The organism is Actinopolymorpha sp. B9G3 (genome assembly GCF_040120725.1).
GTDB lineage: Bacteria > Actinomycetota > Actinomycetes > Propionibacteriales > Actinopolymorphaceae > Thermasporomyces.
Genome location: NZ_JBEEAB010000007.1, coordinates 229,615 through 247,862 on the forward strand (window position 1 = coordinate 229,615; position 18,248 = coordinate 247,862).

An 18,248-nucleotide genomic window follows, 5' to 3' on the forward strand; every position below is an offset into this window, starting at 1 on the left:
AGGAAGCCTCTCGTGCCCTGAATGACCACGTTCAGCATGCTTCTGCCCGTCTACACCGGTCTCGAACACCACGGTCAGATTACGTACGCATGCTGAACGTGGTCATGTGCACGCCGGTCCGAGCCGGTTCGCCGGGTGGGTGCCGGAGTGGTTGTCGGAGGTGGCGGTTAGCGTTTCGGGATGACGCCCAGAGCCGCGGTCGACGCTGCGTCGACCGCACCCGTCAATCAACGCAATCGGCACGAGTCCGCAAACGCTGCGTTAGCCGGACCGCTCAAGGGGCAAGCTGTGCAGGGATCCCGTCGGGAGGTTCAGCAGATGAACGGGTCGACGCAGGTCGCGTCCTGTGACGCCGTACACGGATATGTCGCCGCGATCTGTTTCAAGACCGGCCCTCCGGTGACTGTCGGCGCAGAGCTGGAATGGTGTGTCATCGACGCCACCGACCCCACCCGCGTGATCCCCCTCGACCGACTCCGGAACATCCTCGAGCAGGCCGGCCCCACCCCCGGTGGGAGCACGGTCACCTATGAACCCGGTGGGCAGCTGGAGCTCAGCTCGCCGCCCGCCTTCGGCGTCACCGCCTGCTGGCAAGGTCTTCGGGCCGACATCAGTCACATCGAGCGCATCCTGGCCGACGACGGCCTCACGCTCCTGTGGACCGGCATCGATCCGTACCGGCCACCCGTCCGCCAGATCTCTGACCTCCGCTACGACGCGATGGAGTCCTACTTCGACCGACGCGGCCCCGAAGGTCGGTTGATGATGTGCAGCACCGCGGCCGTCCAGGTCAATCTCGACGCGGGGACGGACGCCGCCGACATCGCTCGTCGCTGGCGCCTGCTCCATGCGGTCGGCCCACCACTCGTCGCGGCGTTCGCCAACTCCTCATGGCATGCCGGCCGGTCCGCCGGGTGCAGGTCGATGCGGCAGGTCGTCTGGCAACGCATCGACCCTGGCAGGACCCGCCCGCCCGTCGGTCCGGATCCGGTCACGGCGTGGGCTGACTACGCCCTCGACGCGGGTGTCATGGTGCGGCGAGGGGGTCCGGACCAGTGGGTCACCAATCCCGGGCACACCTTCCGGCAGTGGCTGACCGGGACGAACGGCAACGGCCACGTCAGCGGCGCGAGCAACGGTCACGGTGCGGGCAGTGTCAACGACAAGGGCCGTCTCAGCGACAAGGGCCGTCTGAGCGACAACGGCCGCGTCAGCGGCGCCAGCAACGGACACGTCCGTGCCGCGCCCACGATCGACGACCTCGACTATCACCTCACGACTCTCTTCCCGCCCGTACGCCCACGCGGCTGGTTCGAGGTGCGCTACATCGACGCGCAGCCGGCGGCGTACTGGCCCGTTCCGGTCGCTGTCCTCTCCGCACTGGTCAATACTCCGCGCGCAGGTGACGAGGTCATGGCAGCAGCGGAGCCCGTCGCCGACGCGTGGTGGGACGCCGCCCACCGGGGCCTGGCACATCCAGGGCTTTTCCGCGCCGCCACTGCCTGCTTCGAGACCGCGATCGACAGCCTGCGTGCTGACGGCACCGACACCGCACTCGTCGCTCTCGTCGAGTCCTATCTCGACCGTTACGTCGCGCGCCGCCGATGTCCCGCCGACGACGCCCACCCGTTCGCCCTCGCCCCCGCGAAGGAGTTCCGATGAGCCTGTCCGCCCGCCAGCCCGAGGTCCGTCCCGCGACACCTGCCGACGCGTCGGAGGATGCGTTCAAGGAACTCGTCGCGACCGAGCTCGAACGCGTCCGCACCCGCAGCTACGGACTCACCACCAGCGTCCTCGACGATGCGGAGCTGGTCCGGCAGCACTCCCGGCTGATGTCTCCCCTGGTGTGGGACCTCGCCCATGTCGGCAACTACGAAGAGCTGTGGCTCTTGCGCGAGGCCGCCGGCATCGATCCGATGCGACCGGAGATCGACACGCTGTACGACGCGTTCGAACATCCCCGCGCGGCCCGACCGTCGCTACCGTTGCTCGACCCGGCCGAAGCGCATGACTACATCGGCCTCGTCCGCCGCAAGGTGCTCGACTCGCTGGAGACCGTCCGCCTTCCCGGTGACTCCCCCGGCCAGACGCTGCTCTCCGACGGATTCGTCTACCGCATGGTGATCCAGCACGAGCATCAACACGACGAGACGATGCTGGCGACCCATCAGCTGCGGAAGGGCGATCCGGTTCTCCCGGCGACCGATGCCGAACCCGCACCTGTCGACGGCGGCCCGTTCCCGGAGGAAGTGTTCGTCGACGCCGGCGAGTTCGTCATGGGAACGTCGACCGACCCCTGGGCCTACGACAACGAACGTCCTGCGCACACCGTCGACCAACCGGCGTTCTGGATCGACACCACGCCGGTCTGCAACCGCGAGTTCCTCGCGTTCATCGTCGACGGCGGCTATGACGAACCGCGTTGGTGGACGGACACAGGGTGGGAGTGGCGGTGTCGGTCGGGCAAGCGGACTCCGGCGTTCTGGGTGCACGACGGTGACACGTGGCTGCGTCGCCGCTTCGGACACGCCGAGCTCCTGCCCATGGACGAACCCGTGCAGCACGTCTGCTGGTACGAAGCGGACGCCTACGCACGCTGGGCCGGCAAGCGGCTCCCCACTGAGGCGGAGTGGGAGAAGGCCGCCTCATGGGATCCGGTGCACGCGACGAAACGGCGCTTTCCTTGGGGCGACGACCCGGCCGGGAACGAACACGCCAACCTCGGTCAGGTCCGGTTCCACCCCGCGCCCGTCGGGTCCTACCCACGCGGCGCGTCACCGGTGGGTGCCCGGCAGATGCTGGGTGACGTGTGGGAGTGGACCTCGACGCAGTTCACCGGACACCCGGGCTTCTGTGTCTTTCCGTACCGCGAATACTCCGAAGCCTTCTTCGGTACGGACTACATGGTGTTGCGCGGCGGATCCTGGGCAACGGATCCGACCGCCTGCCGGGCCACGTTCCGCAACTGGGACTATCCGATCCGCCGGCAGATCTTCGCCGGCTTCCGTTGCGCACGCGACGCCTGACGAACAGAGGACCACCTCATGTGTCGACATCTCGGCTACCTCGGACGCCCAACGGCTCTGCACGACCTTCTCCTCGCGCCACCGCATTCGCTGTCCACACAGGCGTACGCACCCCGCCACCAGGAACACGGACTCGTCAACGTCGACGGCTTCGGTGCCGGTTGGTACGTTCCGGGCCGGACACCGCCCGTGCGCTACCGTCGTGCGGTGCCGATCTGGAGTGACCAGTCCTTCGCCAGCCTCGCACCGACGATCGAGTCCCGCTGCGTCGTTGCGGCCGTGCGTTCGGCCACACCGGGATTTCCGAGCGACGAATCCGGCGCCGCACCGTTCACGCATGACCGGTGGCTGTTCAGCCACAATGGCGCGCTCGCGGACTTTCGTCTTGCCCACAAGGTGTTTCGTGACTCTGCAAGCTGGGTGACCGACGCTCTCGCGCCGATGGACTCGGCCCTGCTGTTCGGTCTCGCGGTCGCACACTGGGAGGCCGGTGCCAGCCTCGGCGCGGGCCTCGCGCAGGTCGTGCACGACATCAGCGCACACGGCGGCGGTGGTCGGCTCAACCTCCTGGCAAGTGACGGCGAGCGCCTGGCGGCGACGACGTCGGGCGACAGCCTTTTCGCGCGTACAGACAACGGATCGGTGCTTCTCGCATCCGAACCGTGCGACACGCGTTCGGACTGGCATCAGGTGCCACCAAGCAGCCTGGTCGAGGCGGACGACGACGGGCTACGCATCATGCCGCTCTAGAAGGGGCACACGTCAACCAGGACCACCAAGAAGACATCCAGATCTGGACCTGTCCGGCAGCTGGCCCGACGATGGAGGATCGTGTGACAGCAATGGGCACCACCGATCGCATCAGCCGCTATCTCACAGCGCACGACCTTGCCGAGAACCTCGCCCGCGATGTCCGGCAGGGGTTGCGGAAGCGACCCAAGGTCCTCCCGCCGAAATACTTCTACGACGCACGCGGCAGTGCGATGTTCGAAGAGATCACCCGACTCGCCGAGTACTACCCGACGCGTGCCGAAGAAGCGATCCTGACCAACTGGGCCACGGAGATCGCCGAGCTTGCCGAGGGTGAGATGCTCGTCGAGCTCGGTTCGGGATCATCGACCAAGACCCGGCTGCTCCTGGACGCGATGCGCACGACCGGGCGCCTGCGGTGGTACGTACCCGTCGACGTCAGTGACACCGCCTTGCAGGGTGCCATGGAGGCCCTTGGCGCCGACTACCCCGACCTGCAGATGCACGGGGTCGTCGCCGATTTCGAGCAACATCTGGAGCACCTGCCGCAGGGCAGTCATCGGATGATCGCGTTCCTCGGCGGCACGATCGGCAACCTCGAACCCGCGCAGCGGGCGGCGTTCCTCGCCGCGGTCCGTGCCGGTCTCAACGACAGCGACCGACTCCTGCTCGGCACCGATCTCGTGAAAGACCCCGACCGCCTGGTCGCCGCCTACGACGATGCCGCGGGAGTCACGGCCAACTTCAACCGCAATGTCCTCTACGTCATCAACCGCGCGCTACGGGCGGATTTCGTTCCGTCCGCGTTCGAGCACGTCGCCGTCTGGGACACCAAGCACGAGTGGATCGAGATGCGGCTGCGTTCCACTTCGGCACAGACCGTCCGGATCCGCGACCTCGATCTCGAAGTCGTCTTCGAGGCGGGCGAGGAGATGCGAACGGAGGTCTCGGCGAAATTCCGCCAGGAGGGCGTTGAGAAGGAGCTGGCGGCCGCTGGGTTCGCCGTTGAGTCCTGGTGGACCGATCCGGGCAACGACTTCGCCGTGTCGCTTGCCGTGCCCGTGTGAGCCCCTTGCGGGACTCTCCCAGGTGTCCCACTGGTGCCCTGCTGTGGCCGGCCCGGCCACACCCCCGACCGCGACCGTGGGCGCCGCGACCGTGGCCGCTGCCGCCGTGAGGAGTGATCACGTTTACGTGATCATTCAACCGAAACGCGGCAAATCGGCCGCGCATCGTTGGTCATTGCTCGTGCACCGTGCCTCAGGCGTACCGGAGCAGACCCTCGGTTTCTCCGCGATCCGGGTCCATGCGCGCCGGTCGGTCAGGCGGCCTCGTCGATCTCACCGAGCCACTGCGAGAACCCGTCGTCACGTTCCTCCCAGTGGGAGAGCCCGCGGGCGAGTTCGGAGTCGGTCATGAGCACCCCGTCGAACGCCTCCCGCAGCCGCTCGCGCCCGTCGTCGATACCGGTGACAACGATCCGCGTCTGCGGGCTGGTCGCCGACCACCGTCCCACCGTGCCGATGCTGAGCTGGCCGCCGGCACTGTCCCAGCCGCAGACCGCGCGGGGACGGGTGGGCAGCCAGAACCAGCCCCGGCTGCGCTGCTGACCGCCGGCCAGGTCGACGATCCGGTCGTGGAGCCGGGCCGGGTGGACGGGTCGCCACGACGCGAGATCGAGCGTCCATACGCCGTTGTTCTCCCCAGCACCAGACAGCTCCGCCCGCCGGTAGTCCCCGCGGTGCGGGCCACGCGCACCGTGCGCCCGCGCCATCGCCTTCGCGACGTCGAGATCGTGCAGATCGGCGAGCTCCGCCGAGGTCGGGGCGAGGTGCCTGACGACCGTCGCCTCACGGCTGTCCGGGGACGGGCTGCCGGCACTGGCCACGATGTCGGCGCACTCGATCTGGTGGGCGATCACCTCACCCACCGCACGCCGGTCGTCGGTGGTCATCGCAAGGCCGCGCTCGACCAGCAGATCGTCGCCGAACAGATCGTCGACGAGCGAGGTGAGGTCGACAGTCGCGAGCACACCTGCCGGGCTGACCACTGACGCTGCGGACTGTCCGTCGACCACGGCGCCGTGGAGCGCGCTCAGGACCAGGTCCGGCTCCGCCGTGACGGGGAGCGCGAGGACCAGCCGGTCCCAGCGTCCGCTCCGCGCGAGCCGGACGAGCGTGGGCACGACGTCCTCGCGGAGGGCGCAGCTCAGGCAGGCGTGCTCGAGCGGGACAGCGGTGTTCTCCACCACGCCGTCCAGGTCGTAGACCACCCGCCGCAGCGCGTCGTCGCTCGCCAGCCCGTGAAGATCGTGCTGGACGACGACTGAGCGCGGCAGGTCGCAGAGCACGGCGGAGGCCGCGGTGCGCCGGAGTACGTCGTCCATGGACGCGACGACGGTGACTGGCAGCGGAGAAGCCATGAACACCTCCCGCCCGGGATGGAGAACCGGACGACCTCGACCGCTTCAGTCTCCAGTCCGGAACGCCTTCTGCGCAAGACATAAGAGTCCCGATCAACGGTGCCACACGTTGCGTACGCGTGGCTCAGTCGAAGAGGCGGCGGACGAGCGAGTGGAGCGCGGCCTTTCCCTCGATGCCGACGCCGGCACGCTCAGACAGGCGTACGCGCCCGGCCTCCACCGGAGCGTCGTCCGCGAACCCGCCGAAGGGTTCGAACACGCGGGGGTACGACTCGCACCCGCCGAGCCCGAACGCGCTCGCCACGGCGAGGTTGAACAGGTGCCCCCCGTGCGGCCAGCAGCGGTCAGCGCTCCAGCCGTGCGCGGCGAGGCAGTCGAGCATCGCGGCGTACTCCCCCGCGCCGTAGGAGAGCGACGGATCCATCTGGAGGACATCTCGGTCAGACCGGAGCCCGCCGTGGCGAAGGAGATTTCGTACGTCCTGGACCGCGAAGAGGTTCTCGCCCGTCGCGATCGTGCCGGGGTACGCCTCGGCGGCCACCGCATGGCCGAGATAGTCGAGCGGGTCGCAGGGCTCCTCGTACCACGCGAGGTCGTACGCCGACAACGCCTCCGCGTAGCGGAGCGCCGTGGCCAGGTCGAACCGTCCGTTGGCGTCGACGGCGAGGCGGCAGCCGGCGGGCAGGATCGCGAGGACACCCTCGATCCGGGCGAGGTCCTCGGCCAGCGGGGCCCCGCCGATCTTGACCTTCACCGTGCGGTAGCCAAGGTCGAGGTAGCTCTGGATCTCCTCCCGCAGCGAGCCCAGCGTGCTGTCGGGGTAGTAGTAGCCACCCGCGGCGTAGACCGCCACGTCCTGCGCCGGCGGACCGGGCAGCGCGAAGCGTTGGCGCAGGGCCCGGTGCAGCGGCTGACGGTCCGCCTTCGCGGCGGCGTCCCACAGCGCCATGTCGACGATCCCGGCCGCCACCGCCCGGTCGCCGTGTCCGCCGGGCTTCTCGTTGCTCCTCATGACCGCCCCAGCGGACCGGGTCGAGGGTGCCCGACTTGGCGTCGACGAGATCGCCAGGTGCGGCCGCACGGAGGCGCGGGAGCAGCCGCTCGGTGATGATCCCGGTCTGGGCGTAACGTCCGTTCGAGTTGAAGCCGTAGCCCACGACCCGTTCGCCGTCGACGATGGCATCGGTCTCCACCGCGACCACCGACACGGTCATGCGGGAGAAGTCGATCACCGCGTTGCTGAACTGCGAACCGATCGGAGCCTCGGCCACCTTGACATCAAGGATCTTCATGCTTGCATTCTCGGTGGTGCGCGTGTCGTGAACCGAGCGCGTGGGTGGCTGTCGGCGCTGACCGGCCACCCCCTCCGGCCGTCCACACCGGCGATTTCCGAGAGGGTGTCCGACCATGGCCATCTCCGCGACTGACAGCGACCTGACCGTCCGGGCCGAACGCGACGGGTTCTTCCTCGTCGAAGACCTCCTGGACAACGACGAATGCGAACAGTTCGCCAGCAGGCTGCACGACTACGCCGCTGGCGAGCGCCCCTTGCCGGGCGGCGTCTCGCTGCAGCGGGAGCCAGCGGTCGTCAGGAGCGGTTGCGACACCGAGCCCGGCGGCGACGTCCGGAAGATCAGTGGGCTGTTCGGCGACGATCTGTTCCGTACGCTCATCTCTCACCCGTCGGTGACGACCCGCCTGAACACCCTTCTCGGTGCGCCCCTTCGCCTGTTCCGGGCGGACGCCTTGATGAAGCCGGCGGCTGTGGGGTCGCAGAAGGGGGTCCACCAGGATTCGCCGTACTGGCCGATCGAGCCCATGTCGCTGTGGTCGTGCTGGGTTCCGTTCGATGACGCGGCGGCCGACAACGGTTGCCTCGTGGTCGCGCCGGGCAGCCACCGGGGCGGGCCGGCGCCGCACGTCTCCACGCAGGACGACTTCGTGATCCCCACCGAGCACCACGACCCGGCGAGGCTGGTCGAGGTACCGATGAGGCGCGGGACCGGGCTGTTCTTCCACAGCCTGCTCGTCCACGGCAGCGCCGCCAACACCTCCGGCCGCCCACGCAGGGCGGCGACGATGAGCTACTTCGGGCCGGGGCACAGGTTCACCGGCGAGGGCGAGGCACCGTCGTATCCGCTGATCGGCTGAGACCGGCACCCAGCCCGGCCGCCGCACGCCGTCTACCGGTACGAGCTCGCCTGCAGCGTGTAGAGGTCGGCGTACAAGCCGCCCGCGTCGATCAGCTCGTCATGGCTGCCCGCTTCGCTCACGGACGCGTCCTGGATGACGAGGATGAGGTCGGCCGTACGCACCGTGGAGAACCGGTGGGACACCAGGACGGTGATCATCCCGTTCGCCGCCCCGGCCCGGGCGGTCGTGGCGTAGCTCTCGAACAACGCGTGCTCGGTCGGCGCGTCCAGGCTCGCGGTCGGTTCGTCGAAGAACACCACCAACGGGTCGGTACGCATCAGAGCCCGGCCGAGGGCCAGCTTCTGCCACTGCCCGGTGGAGAGGTCGACGCCATCGGCCCAGCTCGACCCGAGCTGCGTGTCGATACCGCCGGGCAGGGTGGGTACGACGTCGGCGGCACCGGCTCTGCTCAGGGCCGAGGTCACCGCCGCGTCGTCGTCGCGGTGCGCCAGGTCGCCCAGCCCCACGGCCTCGCGGGCAACCAGCTCGAACCGGGCGAAGTCCTGGAACGCCGCCGAGAGGCGGGCCCGCCACTTCCGCACGTCGAGGGTGGCGAGGTCGGCACCGTCGACGAGGATCCGGCCCCGGGTCGGTTCGTACATCCGGGTGAGGAGTTTGACCAGGGTGGTCTTGCCGGCGCCGTTCTCGCCGACGACGGCGACGACGGAGCCCGCCGGCAGCGTCAAGGAGACGTTGCGCAGGACCCACGCCTCGGTGCCGGGATACCGGAACCACACGTCCTCGAACACGATGCCGGCGGTCAGGCGTTCCGGCGCGGGCTCGGCACCGGCCCGTCTCGCCTCGTGGCTCTCGGCGAAGTCCTGCAGCCACAGCAGCCGCCCGGCCGCGCGCAGCGTCGCGCCGAACCTCGCGGCCATGTTGATCGGCCACATCACGTAGGTCTGCAGCTGCTGGCAGAGCACGATCGTCGCCGCGACCTCCCCCAGGCTGGCCTCGCCGCGGGTCGCCCGCCACACCATGAAGAGCAACGCCGCGCCGAAGCCCACCGCGAAGACGAGGTCACGGAAGCTGACCGCCAGGCCCCAGCGTCGTGCCGCCCGCAGGACAGGTCCACGGGCCGAGACCCAGGTGTCACGCACCCGCCGAGCGATCTCGTCCTGGAGGCCGAAGACCCGGATCTCCATGCCCGCGTTCCGGTCGTAGGAAAGCCTCCGAAGGTGTCGGGCGAGTCGGCTGGGGGTCGCGGAGCGCTCCTCCGCGGTGCGCTGCCAGCGCTGGTTCCACACGGCGAGCGGCAACCCCGGGAGGACGAAGAGCACGAGGACCAGCAGCAACGGATGGAGGTAGAGCAGGACCACCAGGCTCGACACGCCCACGACGAAGGCGTTGGCGGCGTTGACGAGGCTGTTCATCGAGGCGCCGAGCACACCCTGGTTCTGGCGCAGCAGCTCGAGCCGGTCCTGGTAGTCCGCGCGTTCGTGGTGGTCCAGCCCCGGCAACGCCGCAGTGAGTCTCGCGATCTCCCGGTCGAAGGCGAACCCGACCCGCTCGGACAGGACCAGGCGCAGCTCGTTTCCGACCGAGGTCAGCCCCTGGAACATCGCCTGTGAGGCCACGATCGCGGTAAGGGCCACCACGGCCTGGGCCGCGTCCTTGTCGACCACCGCGTCGACGAGGAGCCCGATCAACAGGGCGAGGAACGCGTTGGCTACCTGACCGAGCGGCTCCAGCAAGGCACCGACCGACAGCCACCGGCCGGCCCGGAAGGCCGTACGCACCAGCAGGACGAAGCCCCGCCACCTATCCCGCATCACTCGCCACCTCCTCCCCCTGCGGCTGGCCGTCGGGGTCGGGCGCGGCGGCGAAACGCTGCGCCTGCAGGGCGAACATCCGTGCGTACCGTCCACCCGAGGCGAGCAGCTCGTCATGCGTACCGTCCTCGCACACCCTGCCGCCGGCGATGACGACGATCCGGTCGGCATGCCGCACGCTGGCGAGCCGGTGCGACACGAGGATGGTCGTGACGTCGCGCGTCAGGTCCAGGAAGCGGTCGAAGAGCTCGGTCTCGGCGCGGACGTCGAGGGCCGCCGTGGGTTCGTCGAGGACGAGCAGGCCGGCGCCGCCCTGGATCGCGAGCAGGGCACGGGCGAGGGCGACCTTCTGCCACTGCCCGCCCGACAGATCCTGGCCGTTGTCGTAGCCCCTGGACAGCACCGTGTCCCAGCCGACCGGCAGCTGGTCGGGGAGTTCGCCCCCGCCGGCCGCGGAAAGGGCGTCGTCCAGGGCCTGCTGGTCTGTTGTCAAGGCGAGGTTGCCGAAACCGACGTTGGCGCGCAGCGGCAGTTCGTAGCGTACGAAGTCCTGGAAGATCACGCCGATCCTGCCCACGCCGGCGGGATCGCTCGGAGCGACGCCGGAGGAGTCCACGCGGGCCCGAGTGTTCGTCAGCATGATCCGGCCGGCATCGGGGTCGTACAACCCACAGAGGAGTTTGATCAGCGTGGTCTTACCGGCGCCGTTCTCGCCGACGATCGCGAGCGACTGGCCGGCCGGGATCTCCAGATCCAGGCCGTCAAGGACGGGTTGCGTCCGGGCGCGGTAGGTGAAGCGCACACCCTCGAACCGCACTCCCACCGGACCGCGCCGAGCGGCGCCACGCGCAGGCGCCCCGCCTGGTTCGAGACCTCCGCCAGCGAGCTGGTCCTCGAGATCCTTGACCTGCCGGGCTGCCACCGCGGCGCGCCCGATGGCCCACTGCGGATCGCCGACCACGCCCACGCCGTCTGAGTTCATGATCGCCTGGGCGTACACCACCACGAGTGCCACCGAAACCCCACCATGGAACGCCGACCAACCGAGCCAGCCGTAGGCGGCCGCCTGGGCCACGACCAACGCGGCAAGGGGTGGCAGGATCTCGCGCATCGAGGCCCGGCGGCAACGCCACACGTCACCCATCGCCGCCAGCCAGGTCTCGGCATACCGTCCGACCAGCCAGTCGGCGAGGCCGAAGATCCTGATCTCCTTGGCCGGTGCGGGTTCGATCGCCAGGCTCCTCAGGTAGCGCGACCGGCGCATGCTCGTGCTCGCGATCGCCGCGCCGAGCTCCCCTCCGTGGGCGACCCAGGAGACGAAGCCCGCATTGAGGATCCGCCAGCCGACCAGCAGGACCAAGGGCACCCACCAGGCAAGACCGAACAACAGCGCCAGTGCGGCCGCACCCGTGACGCGGTACTGCACGACGAACCGGAGGTTCTGCACTGTGGTCAGGTGACCGTCCGCGCGTTCGACCTCCTCGAGCGCCGCGATCTCGCCCGCGACCGTCGGGTCCTCCAACCCGGCGATCCCGCGTACTCGCAGGGTGGCGCGAGCAACCGTCTCGTGGACGGCCAGGGCGTAGCGGTCGTCCAGCGTCTTCGCGCGGTACTCCGCGAGCGCACCGACCACCGAGCCCGCCGCGAACGCCGCCACCACCAGTGCGATGGCGAGCACGACGCGAGCACCGGCCGGCGAGTTCAGGCCCTCCCGAACCGCACCGGGCACGGCGTCGACGAGCAGGCCCGTCGCGAGCATGACCGCGATGGGCAGCAGGCCCTGCAGGACCGTCAGCAGGCCGAGGGCGACGGTACGCCCGCGTCCAGCCCGCCACAGCAGACCGAGCAGCGCCTGCCAGCGTCGCCGGCGGTCGAGTCTCACAACCCACCAGTCGTGCATTCGGCGCCGCATCGCCGATCCTCCTCACCAGCTGGGCACCCGCCGCGCCAGCCTTTCAGCGTTGCGGCATGCCAGGACAGTGTTGGTCCTCGGCCGAGCCGTCCATATCCGGTCACCGGACCGTCCGGACGACTTACCGTGGGCTGAGGCACACCGCGGCGGATCGAGGGTTCGCGCGGGTGAGGGGGTCCGGTGGTACACGGTCGGGGCACGTTGGCCTGGATGCTGGGCGCCTTCCTCGTGACGTTCATCCTGACCCGTGTCGTCACGCGGCTGATCAGGGCCGGACGCGGCCCCTTCGGCAACGCCAAGATCGGCAACGTCCACGTCCACCACGACGTGTACGGCATCTTCCTGATGATGTGTGCCGGCGCCGGAGAGTTCGTCTACCGGCCACCGCCGCCGTGGCTGCAGGTTCTCGCCGTCGCCTTCGCGTGCGGCGCCGCTCTCACGCTCGACGAGCTGGCGTTGTGGCTCTACGTGAAGGACGTCTACTGGGCGCGGGAAGGGCGTACGTCCGTCGATGCGGTCCTCGTCGCCGCCTGCGTAGGTGGCCTGCTGCTCCTTGGCGCCAACCCCTTGAGCGACGAAGCCGAGACCCACCCGAGCGTCTGGGCCGCGACGACGACCATCGTCGGCAATCTCGCGTTCTCGTTCGTTGCCCTCATGAAGGGAAAGATCAGCACCGGCCTGATCGGCATCGTCGTACCGCTGATCGCTCTGGTCGGAGCGATTCGCGTCGCGAAACCGCACTCGCCGTGGGCACGGAAGTGGTACCACGCGGGCTCGAGCCGACTGTCCAGATCGCGGGAGCGGTTCCCGGCGGACGAACGGACGTGGTGGGAGTCGGTCAAGGACAAGATCGGCGGCTTCACCCAGACCTGACATGGGAAGCGCGACCTAGGCCGTGGCTGGGTCGAGTTCACGGTCTCCGGCTTGTCGGAGCGGCACTGGTGATCGCCGGATTCCACGTCGGCCGAGCTATCCAACTCACCGACCGAGCCGCCGTCGAGATCGGCGCGCTACTCTCCGAAGCGGCCCAGACCATCCGTGCCAGCGGAGTTCACACTGTCGTGGCAGAGGCCGGCCCGACATTTCGCGTGGAACCTGACCTTGTACTCGAGGTCAGCGCGGACGCCGCCAGGGGCCTGCATGCGAGGGCGGCCAGACGTGCGCCGCGTCACGCCGCCTTGATTCTCATAGCGAGGCAGTTCCCAGAACCGTGGCCGGCCAGCGGGGGCCTGTTCTTCACGTACGGGGTGACGCCGAAGTCGTCCATACGCGGCAGGTGCAGCAGCATCGTGTACCTGCTGGTGCGTTCGACCACGTGATTGGGTGGCCGATTTTCAAAGAGCGCCAGTGGCCTGCTCTTCAAAGAGTCCTGACAGCTTCGGGGCTGGGCCGGTAGATGCGCGGATGACTAGTTCGCTGGCGACATGTGTCTGGTTGGGGACTTGGCCGCCGTCGATGATTTCCAGCAGTGCGCGCGTGGCGGTTTGACCCCACACTTCGAGGTCGCGTCGGACGGTAGTGAGCCCGGGCGAGGAGTAGGCGGCGAGGTTGATCTCGCTGTATCCAGTGATCGAGACGTCGCCTGGTACTGCCAGGTTGTTGTCGGTGAGGGCTGACATTCCGCCGATGGCCATCAGGTCGTTGCCGTAGAAGATGGCGGTGGGTGGATCGTCCGCGCGAAGCAGCCGTACGGTGGCGGCCGCACCACTAGCGGCAGTGAAGTCTCCCTCCACTTCCGCCTCCGGTTGGAGGCCGGCTTGGCGAAGTGCGGCGCGCCAGGCCGTCCGCCGGACGCGGGAGTGGATGTAGGCCAGTGGTCCGGATACGTGGGCGATTCGGGTGTGTCCCAGGTCGATGAGATGTTGGACGAGTTCCGTCGTCATGCGGCGGTCGTCGGGGCCTACGACGGGGAAAGGGCAGGAGCGGCCGGCCGGGCCCAGGGCGACAGTGGGGACACCCAGCTGCGACAGCAGCGAAATCCGCGGATCCTTCCATCGAGTGTCGGTGAGGATGAATCCGTCGACTCTCCGACCTCCGACTAGACTGCGGTAGGCGTGATCCTCCTGCTCTGCACTCTCGACGACACGGAGCAGGAGTGCGTAGTCGTGGCGGGCGAGGACGTGCTCCACTCCGGCGATGAACCCGGCGAAGAAAGGGTCGGCAGCCAGCAGGTGGGCTGGCCGACTGAGGACGATCCCCACCGCGTACGAACGCATACTGGACAGGCTCCGGGCACCAGCGTTGGGAACCCACCCGAGCTCGGCTGCTGCCGCGCGGATGCGTTCCGCGGTGGCGCGCCCGACCCCTGGACGGTCACCGAAAACCAGGGAGACGGCGCCATTCGATACCCCGGCACGCCGCGCAACATCCCCGATGGTCGGTCGCCGACCGCGGGTGCCGGTGATTACGGCCGATCCGGTGTGCGCCTTCTGTGGCGCCGCCCCCTCGGGTCCGACGACCTGGTTCATGGCCACCCACCCACTTCCCCGATGCACTGAAGGGTCTAGCCCTTTTCACTGTAGACGGCGGCCAAGGTCATTGGCGGGGGTGGCATCCGACGCGCTGACAGCCTCGGCTCGATTGCCGGGTTAACGAATGGGAAGTCACCGGCCGGACGCCGTGGTCTTCACTTTCGCCCGATCCGTGAGGTCGTCGGAGTAAGCGATGAGATCTGTCCCCTCAAAACGCTGCGGAGCCACAGCTAAGTGGGAGGGGCACGGTTTCGCCGACTGCGACCGCAACTTCCCGACAATCGGGAATCTCGCGTACGAGGCTGCCGCCGCACCGCACCGTACCTGACTCTGGTTCGACACGGAGGTTCAGTGTTCGGCCGCGAAGGCGCAGGTTCGACACGCCACCTTCACCGGAGTGGAATCGGACCAGGTGCGGCCAGCCTTGGTCCATTCGGTAGCCGTTGTTCATCATCACCATGTCCATGGCGAAGCCGGCACCGAAGAAGGATGGCCTTACACCGCGCGGTTCGGGGAACTCCCATTCGAAATACACCTCGGCGAACATGTTCGCTCTGGTGGTGTCACGTACCGCCACGTTGGCCAGCTGAAGAGCCTCACCGTGCATGCCTTGGTCGAGCAAACCGTAGATGGTGTAGCTGATGTCGGAGTACTTGGGGTAGGCGAAGTTGCCGAATGGCTCCTGCGGTTTGAACTCGGCGGTGAACCGTCGCTTGAGCCCATCGAGTTGGCGCTGGCTGTTGTCGTTCCATAGGTCCAGATGCAGTCCGCTGGTGATCCACAACGTACCGCCGCGGTTCCGCGCCCCGGTGTCTGTGTAGTAGTACTCGACCGGTTCGCTATCGGGAGTCTCCCAGAACCATGCAAGGTACTCGTTGAAGTACTCTCGTCGCTGGCTCTCCCAGAACTCGATGTCCTCATCGAATTCCAGTATGTCCGCGATGTCACGAGCATACTTCATGTCGATGAGAACGGAAACGACGAAACCGGCGTCCTTCTCATGTGGGTTGTCGTGGTCGCCGTGGATCCAGCGGGGGTTATCCTTCTTCCAAATAAGGTGTCGCTTCAGTGAGGGGTAGATGTCCCTCAACCTGTTCTGGTCGCCGCTCAGGTGGTAGAGAACCATCGCCGTCTGCGCGGCGCGAGTAGGTAGCACCTCACCCGCCAGGGCCCCTGTTTCGTCGACGAGGGACATCAAACCGCGGAAGGCGTTCCACGCCACTGCAGGGTCTGCATAACCGTAGAACTGTATCTGCAGCATGCTCTCCCAGGTTGCGGACGCGCTCGCTTGAGGAGCGCCAAAGGCCCACATAGACGGCTTCCCCGTTGCGAGCTGGGGGTATGGGAAGTCGACCTCTGGCATGGGTGGCAGCACGTTGGCTGCGGCGAAGATCCATGCTTTGTAGTAGGTGTCTCGGACCTGATCAGGGGTAACCTCTGGGCAGCCTTCTCGTGGGCAGCCCGCAGGTGCGGCCACGAGGTCAAAGACGGCGGGATGCGGCACCTGGCACTGCAGGTACCTGGTCCAGGAACGCTCCTGCATAGCGCGCAGGATGGTCCAGTCACCGCGGCGAGCTGTCGCAGTAGCTCGCCCTACCGCCACGTCGGCACCTTCCTGGCTTGTCGCGAAGCCCAGCGCTATGGGAAGCGGTCCATCGGACGCCGCCGTCAGCTCCACCGCCCAGTATCCCTCACTGCCTGGGGAATCCACGGCACCTGTGTCGCTGAGAAAGTCAACCAGGCGCGGGTAGTACTCGAGCTTCCCCGACGACGCGTCAGGAAGTGCCACTGCATAGGTGTAAGCGTCGGCCGCCACGGTGAGCACGCGGGCACTCCCGTCCCAGGACACATCACCCTTGTACCGGCCACCAATCAACCAACCCAGATCCGTCGGGTCTGCGAGATCGAATGACAGTGACCGAAGTAGCGTGTTCTCATCAGCGAAGTAGTCGTGCAACTCGACCGAGGCGCCACTTTCGTACTCTGCGGTGGCGGGAAGCTCATGCGGCAGCCAGGCGGTCTCGAACGACTGAGCGTCCTCAACGGCACTGCGTACGCCGACGATTCGGACGTAGTCGAACTTCGCAGGCTTCTCCCATACGGCGACGACCAGGCGGACTCGGAACCGTTTCGTGCCCCGCCATCCGGTGAGCTTACGTAGGTCATAGGTGAATTGGCCTTGGTCGTTGGTGTCGCCTTGGATGGTGATGTCGGCGCCGCCGTCGTTGACACGCAGCGCCCAAGCGTCGGCCAGTTCAGTGATCGATACCTCGATATACGGGCTCTCGTCCAGGTCAACCTCGACCCAGCGCTGAACTGAGCCCCACCAGTTGCTGGCATCCGCACTGAGATTGAGGCGCAACTGACCGTCTGAGACAGTCGCCTCCAGATCCGGATCGGCGATCCAGTCCTCGCTAAGGCTCTCAAACTCGTCCGCCCAGGCCACGTCGAGTCCGCCGGTGCGTCCTTCCGGCTTCCGGTACAACATCAGCGTGTCGAGGAGGCGGTGCGCACGAGCGGCCGCGTAGTAGCCCACATGAAGTGGAAGGTGTGAGCCGTTGTTGTACTCCGCCGGCCGAAGGCTCGTGTTGAAGTCGAACGGATTGACCACCAGGCGGCTGCCGGAAAGGCTCATCCATCGCCTTTGCAGGTCGCCCGTCTCACGAAGGTCCGCACTGCGCGGCGGCTTCGACAGTGAACCCGCAGACGTCGCATCGGCATCCGCCCAGGCGGACCATGGACGCGCCAGACCACCCAAGGCCAACAAGGCAGAAGCTGCACCGGTCCGCGCCACGAAGGTCCGTCGCGTGGTGCGCGCTCGTCCGCCTGCTGTTGGTGAAGTCACGTCAGCTCCTAGCCGTGGTAGCTGCGGCAGGCGGCGGCTCAAGCACGGCTCCGCACCGGCGCACAACTGGCTCACTTAAGCGTTTTAGTAGTTGGTGTTTAGGGAACGTAGAAGGGCTTTCAGCCACTGTCAACGGCCGCCGCGTCAACGTCCAACAACGGACGCGAGGCAACACCCCGGCCAGCTGCCTCAGCGGCTGACAATCGGCAGCGAGCGCGAGCAGTCTCCCTCCCGCAACGACGCTCTCGCACGCAAGGATGCCGTCAGGAACCGACAGGTAGGCCTGCCGCAAGATCTGGCTAGACCGCCGCCACTGAAGGGAACGGCGGTCATGGGACCGAGCAGCCAGAGCAACCACTGGCAACGCAGAGATGACAAGCACGTCGTGATCGCCACGATCAAGCAGTCATGTTCCGTCTGTGGCTGGGCGATCGGCCCAGGGGACCAGATCGTGCGGATCTCGTTCGGAGAATGGGTGCATACCGACCGCAGGGGCTGGGACGCCACCGTCGAGTCGGACCCGGCTGGGTCATCGCACAAGAGCCCGCTCCGCCGCAGAGTCACACCTGGCCGGGATAACAGGCTGACTTGACTCGCCATCGACCTCACGAGACCGCCCTCGCCGCGGTTGGGATGCCCTCGGGGTCGCTCAACTCGCCAACGAGGACGATCGGAGCGACCTCGTCGCCTGCCACGTACGCGCGGACGTGAACGAACCCGCCGTACTCGCCTCCGAATGGCAGCACGCCGTCGTGCTTGAAAGTCCATGTCTCTGACATGGCCGATCCCCTGATGGGCGCGTCTAGTCATCGTGATCGGTTTCTGCGACGGTCGAGTTTCCATGGATGAAGCCACAG

The 18,248-nt window shown here is 67.7% G+C and carries 13 protein-coding genes; 6 read left to right on the plus strand and 7 right to left on the minus strand.

What is annotated here, in order from left to right; all coding sequences use genetic code 11:
- Positions 1-318: 318 nt before the first annotated feature.
- From ABNF93_RS15220 to egtD, 4 genes are all read left to right on the plus strand, one after another.
- Positions 319-1,662 carry a glutamate-cysteine ligase family protein gene (locus ABNF93_RS15220; RefSeq protein ID WP_349328684.1) on the plus strand — a complete coding sequence of 448 codons (1,344 nt, stop codon included), beginning with the start codon at positions 319-321 and terminating at the stop codon, positions 1,660-1,662.
- Positions 1,659-3,026, plus strand: a complete 1,368-nt coding sequence (gene egtB, locus ABNF93_RS15225; RefSeq protein ID WP_349328685.1) for an ergothioneine biosynthesis protein EgtB — start codon at positions 1,659-1,661, stop codon at positions 3,024-3,026. The genes ABNF93_RS15220 and egtB overlap by 4 nt, the downstream gene beginning before the upstream one ends.
- An 18-nt stretch (positions 3,027-3,044) precedes the next feature.
- Positions 3,045-3,776, plus strand: coding sequence for an ergothioneine biosynthesis protein EgtC (gene egtC / locus ABNF93_RS15230; protein WP_349328686.1), 732 nt, complete (start codon positions 3,045-3,047; stop codon positions 3,774-3,776).
- Between the two features lie 92 nt (positions 3,777-3,868).
- Positions 3,869-4,843, plus strand: a complete 975-nt coding sequence (gene egtD / locus ABNF93_RS15235; protein ID WP_349328688.1) for an L-histidine N(alpha)-methyltransferase — start codon at positions 3,869-3,871, stop codon at positions 4,841-4,843.
- A gap of 254 nt (positions 4,844-5,097) precedes the next feature.
- Here the strand turns inward: egtD and ABNF93_RS15240 are convergent, their stop codons facing one another.
- Positions 5,098-6,198: a CobW family GTP-binding protein gene (locus tag ABNF93_RS15240; protein ID WP_349328689.1), complete on the minus strand. Its 1,101-nt coding sequence runs from the start codon at positions 6,196-6,198 to the stop codon at positions 5,098-5,100.
- Between the two features lie 124 nt (positions 6,199-6,322).
- A complete protein-coding gene (locus tag ABNF93_RS15245; RefSeq protein ID WP_349328691.1) occupies positions 6,323-7,210 on the minus strand; it encodes an enolase C-terminal domain-like protein in 888 nt (295 codons plus the stop codon).
- A 395-nt stretch (positions 7,211-7,605) separates the two neighbouring features.
- Here ABNF93_RS15245 and ABNF93_RS15250 point away from each other — a divergent pair, with 395 nt between their 5' ends.
- The gene (locus ABNF93_RS15250; protein WP_349328692.1) at positions 7,606-8,349 is read left to right on the plus strand and encodes a phytanoyl-CoA dioxygenase family protein; all 744 of its coding nucleotides are present in this window, start codon (positions 7,606-7,608) and stop codon (positions 8,347-8,349) included.
- Positions 8,350-8,381: 32 nt separating this feature from the next.
- Here ABNF93_RS15250 and ABNF93_RS15255 read toward each other — a convergent pair whose 3' ends face one another.
- Together ABNF93_RS15255 and ABNF93_RS15260 are read right to left on the minus strand one after the other, a co-directional pair.
- Complete coding sequence (locus ABNF93_RS15255) at positions 8,382-10,163, minus strand: ABC transporter ATP-binding protein (RefSeq protein WP_349328693.1); 1,782 nt, start codon at positions 10,161-10,163, stop codon at positions 8,382-8,384.
- Positions 10,153-12,075 carry an ABC transporter ATP-binding protein gene (locus ABNF93_RS15260; RefSeq protein WP_349328695.1) on the minus strand — a complete coding sequence of 641 codons (1,923 nt, stop codon included), beginning with the start codon at positions 12,073-12,075 and terminating at the stop codon, positions 10,153-10,155. Before ABNF93_RS15260 ends, ABNF93_RS15255 begins: the two co-directional genes overlap by 11 nt.
- Before the next feature lie 210 nt (positions 12,076-12,285).
- Here ABNF93_RS15260 and ABNF93_RS15265 point away from each other — a divergent pair, with 210 nt between their 5' ends.
- Positions 12,286-12,948 (plus strand): hypothetical protein, encoded by a 663-nt coding sequence (locus tag ABNF93_RS15265; RefSeq protein WP_349328696.1) that lies wholly within the window; start codon positions 12,286-12,288, stop codon positions 12,946-12,948.
- Positions 12,949-13,409: 461 nt separating this feature from the next.
- Here the strand turns inward: ABNF93_RS15265 and ABNF93_RS15270 are convergent, their stop codons facing one another.
- The 3 genes from ABNF93_RS15270 to ABNF93_RS15280 form a co-directional block, all read right to left on the minus strand.
- The gene (locus ABNF93_RS15270) at positions 13,410-14,543 is read right to left on the minus strand and encodes a LacI family DNA-binding transcriptional regulator (protein WP_349328698.1); all 1,134 of its coding nucleotides are present in this window, start codon (positions 14,541-14,543) and stop codon (positions 13,410-13,412) included.
- A 211-nt stretch (positions 14,544-14,754) separates the two neighbouring features.
- Entirely contained in the window at positions 14,755-17,391 is a 2,637-nt protein-coding gene (locus ABNF93_RS15275) for a hypothetical protein (RefSeq protein ID WP_349328699.1), read from the minus strand.
- Between the two features lie 605 nt (positions 17,392-17,996).
- Positions 17,997-18,170: a hypothetical protein gene (locus ABNF93_RS15280; RefSeq protein ID WP_349328700.1), complete on the minus strand. Its 174-nt coding sequence runs from the start codon at positions 18,168-18,170 to the stop codon at positions 17,997-17,999.
- Between the last annotated feature and the right edge of the window lie 78 nt (positions 18,171-18,248).

Excerpts from the sequence above, each read along its gene's own strand:
- ABNF93_RS15270 (WP_349328698.1), bottom strand. The coding sequence starts at position 14,543 with ATGAACCAGGTCGTCGGACCCGAGGGGGCGGCGCCACAGAAGGCGCAC.
- egtC (WP_349328686.1), top strand. The coding sequence starts at position 3,045 with ATGTGTCGACATCTCGGCTACCTCGGACGCCCAACGGCTCTGCACGAC.
- ABNF93_RS15260 (WP_349328695.1), bottom strand. The coding sequence starts at position 12,075 with ATGCGGCGCCGAATGCACGACTGGTGGGTTGTGAGACTCGACCGCCGG.
- ABNF93_RS15240 (WP_349328689.1), bottom strand. The coding sequence starts at position 6,198 with ATGGCTTCTCCGCTGCCAGTCACCGTCGTCGCGTCCATGGACGACGTA.
- egtD (WP_349328688.1), top strand. The coding sequence starts at position 3,869 with ATGGGCACCACCGATCGCATCAGCCGCTATCTCACAGCGCACGACCTT.
- ABNF93_RS15250 (WP_349328692.1), top strand. The coding sequence starts at position 7,606 with ATGGCCATCTCCGCGACTGACAGCGACCTGACCGTCCGGGCCGAACGC.
- ABNF93_RS15280 (WP_349328700.1), bottom strand. The coding sequence starts at position 18,170 with ATGTCAGAGACATGGACTTTCAAGCACGACGGCGTGCTGCCATTCGGA.
- ABNF93_RS15220 (WP_349328684.1), top strand. The coding sequence starts at position 319 with ATGAACGGGTCGACGCAGGTCGCGTCCTGTGACGCCGTACACGGATAT.
- ABNF93_RS15245 (WP_349328691.1), bottom strand. The coding sequence starts at position 7,210 with ATGAGGAGCAACGAGAAGCCCGGCGGACACGGCGACCGGGCGGTGGCG.
- ABNF93_RS15265 (WP_349328696.1), top strand. The coding sequence starts at position 12,286 with ATGCTGGGCGCCTTCCTCGTGACGTTCATCCTGACCCGTGTCGTCACG.
- ABNF93_RS15255 (WP_349328693.1), bottom strand. The coding sequence starts at position 10,163 with ATGCGGGATAGGTGGCGGGGCTTCGTCCTGCTGGTGCGTACGGCCTTC.
- egtB (WP_349328685.1), top strand. The coding sequence starts at position 1,659 with ATGAGCCTGTCCGCCCGCCAGCCCGAGGTCCGTCCCGCGACACCTGCC.